The organism is Actinomyces sp. ICM58, assembly GCF_000283035.1.
Lineage (GTDB): Bacteria > Actinomycetota > Actinomycetes > Actinomycetales > Actinomycetaceae > Pauljensenia.
The window spans coordinates 1-1,423 of the sequence record NZ_ALIY01000210.1; the positions used below are offsets into that span (position 1 = coordinate 1).

The window sequence follows — 1,423 nt, forward strand, 5'->3', positions numbered from 1 at the left end:
CCGGGCCACCCGCCCATCATCGCCATTCTCACGAGGCCCGAGCGGCCCATGACAGGCCGCAAAACCACGCGAAATAGCGTTCTCAGGCCAGGGAGGCGAGAAGCTCGCGAAGCTGGGCGCTCAGCTCCTCCGACGGCGTGAAGGCGCCGTCGACGAAGTCAGAACCAAGGTTAATGCCGATCTCCTGATCGCGGACGTCGGCACCGAAGGTGGAGAGAATCTCGCGCAGGTGCGTGCGCGGGGTGACGCCGCCGTAGTAGGAGTAGCCGACCAGAGCCGTCGCCTTGTCCTTCAGCGTGGCCGGGGGCAGGTAGTCGATGGCATTCTTCAGGACACCGGAGATCGAATGGTTGTACTCGGGGGTCACGAAGACGACGGCGTCAAGGGCCTCGATGTTGGTGCGGAGGCGCACGGCCTCGGGCAGGGTCGGGGCCTGCATCGACGGGGGCATCTCTTCGGCGAAGAAAGGAAGGTTGTAGTCGCGAAGATCGATGAAGATGGGGGTGACGCCCTCGAGGCGGAGCGACTGCTCCTCGATCCAACGGACGACCTGCTCACCCGCACGACCGGGGCGGATAGAACCGAGAACGACAGCAACGGAAGCCATGGCTTTTCCTTTCGCAAGTTTGTTGAAACCTCAAGTACTTTACAGCCTGCATCATTGCGGGACAACCCCGGCTGCTATCAAATAGGACACAAGTCCTACAAATGGTTGACAGGGCTAGCAGCCATCCCCAAATTCTTGCCCAACGAGGGCTTCTCTGTGCGCACACTGTGAGGGATACAGGACGCAACATGTTGGCCCCGCCAGTTCCCGGGCACCCAGCGCAGAAGAGACGCACGGCCCCCGCATCCGTCCCCATACCAAGCGCAGGAAGCGCGCCTCCAGCCTGCAGGCCGGGCGCCCGAGACAGCTCAACGCCGCGCTCGCGCGTTAGCCACTGAGATGCGCACGTGAACCCGCACAGTGGCGCGCCGACCCTCTCATGCGTGCGTGGGCGTGGCTGCCCAGGCTCACAGGAGCGGGACCACATGCACTTGAGCGGGCCCATATGCGTGCTGGTGTGTTTGCTGGGTGTGGTTTTGTGTGTGTCGGTCGCTAGGGGTGGTTTTTGCTGTGTGGGATAGCGGAGCGGCCAGGAACCGTTGGGTTCCTGGCCGCTTGCCTGAAGTGTGTTGTGGCGGTGTCCTACTCTCCCACAACCTGTCGGTTGCAGTACCATTGGCGCTGCCGGGCTTAGCTTCCAGGTTCGGAATGTTGCTGGGCGTTTCCCCGGTGCTATGACCACCACAAGACTGGTGTTCAACACCATCCCCCCGCCGTGTGTTGGGGGGGTGTGGGTTGATCGTGATTTGTATAGTGGTTGCGGCAGTGTGTGCACTCATGTTTTTGTTTCACCCGCGTTTTGTGTGGGTGTTTGTT

Annotated in this window: 1 protein-coding gene and 1 rRNA gene; both read right to left on the reverse strand. The window is 61.8% G+C overall.

The genetic code is table 11. From position 1 onward, the window contains the following. Positions 1 to 82: 82 nt before the first annotated feature. Positions 83 to 607, reverse strand: coding sequence for an NADPH-dependent FMN reductase (locus HMPREF1138_RS09320; RefSeq protein WP_009059117.1), 525 nt, complete (start codon positions 605 to 607; stop codon positions 83 to 85). 569 nt (positions 608 to 1,176) lie between these two features. Continuing rightward, positions 1,177 to 1,293 (reverse strand): 5S ribosomal RNA (gene rrf, locus HMPREF1138_RS09325). Positions 1,294 to 1,423 lie beyond the last annotated feature (130 nt).

Coding starts and splice junctions, on each gene's coding strand:
- HMPREF1138_RS09320 (WP_009059117.1), bottom strand. CDS start 607: ATGGCTTCCGTTGCTGTCGTTCTCGGTTCTATCCGCCCCGGTCGTGCG.